Origin of the sequence: Allokutzneria sp. NRRL B-24872 (genome assembly GCF_002155965.1) — a bacterium.
Taxonomy (GTDB): domain Bacteria; phylum Actinomycetota; class Actinomycetes; order Mycobacteriales; family Pseudonocardiaceae; genus Allokutzneria.
The window spans coordinates 1-657 of record NZ_MUMH01000453.1 but is presented as its reverse complement, the minus strand read 5'-3'; the positions used below and the strand labels follow the sequence as shown (position 1 = coordinate 657).

Here is a 657-nt window from a genome sequence, read left to right as displayed (position 1 = left end):
CCATCGCCACCGTGCTGCTGAACCTCCAGATCGCCGTCTTCCCGCTGCTGGCCCTGGCCCTCACCCGCACCCGGCCGGGCGGACGCTACTGGCTCGCCCTGCCCTTCCTGCTGGTCGGCGTCGCCCTGGCCAGCGGCGCGATCGGCGATCCGGAACCGGGCACCAGCCCGGTGACCGGCATCGTCTACGGGGCCACGGCCGGTGTCGCCTACGCCGGCTATCTCTTCCTCACCCGGCTGGGCGGCGGAGGCCCGCACACCGTGCACCCGGTGTGCGTCTCCACCCTGTCCGCCGCCGTCACCTCGGGCGTACTGGGCGCCCTGTGGACGGGAATCCAGCCCCTCCCCGGCTGGGGCCCGTTCGGCTGGCTGGCCCTCATGGCACTGTTCGGGCAGGTGCTCTCGCTCATCCTGCTGGGGCCGGCACTGTCCCGGCTGGCGCCGGCGACCAGCGCCGCACTGCTGCTGCTCCAGCCCGTGCTGGCCCTCGTGCTGGGTGTCGCCTTCCTGGGCGAACGGCCCACGGTGACCCAGTTCGCCGGGTGCGCCCTGGTCGTGCTCGCCGTGTGGCACACCGGACGGCGTGATCATTAGAGTCACCGCACATGGCCCTGCCGCGTGCGCTCCTGAGCGGACTGACCGCCGTCCTCACCGTGTG

1 protein-coding gene is annotated in these 657 nt (G+C 73.1%); it reads left to right on the top strand.

Annotated features, from left to right (window positions below; translation table 11 throughout):
• Positions 1-593, top strand: a 593-nt coding sequence (locus CCN37_RS38625; protein ID WP_168201069.1) for a DMT family transporter, incomplete at its 5' end; no start/stop codon positions are given.
• Positions 594-657 lie beyond the last annotated feature (64 nt).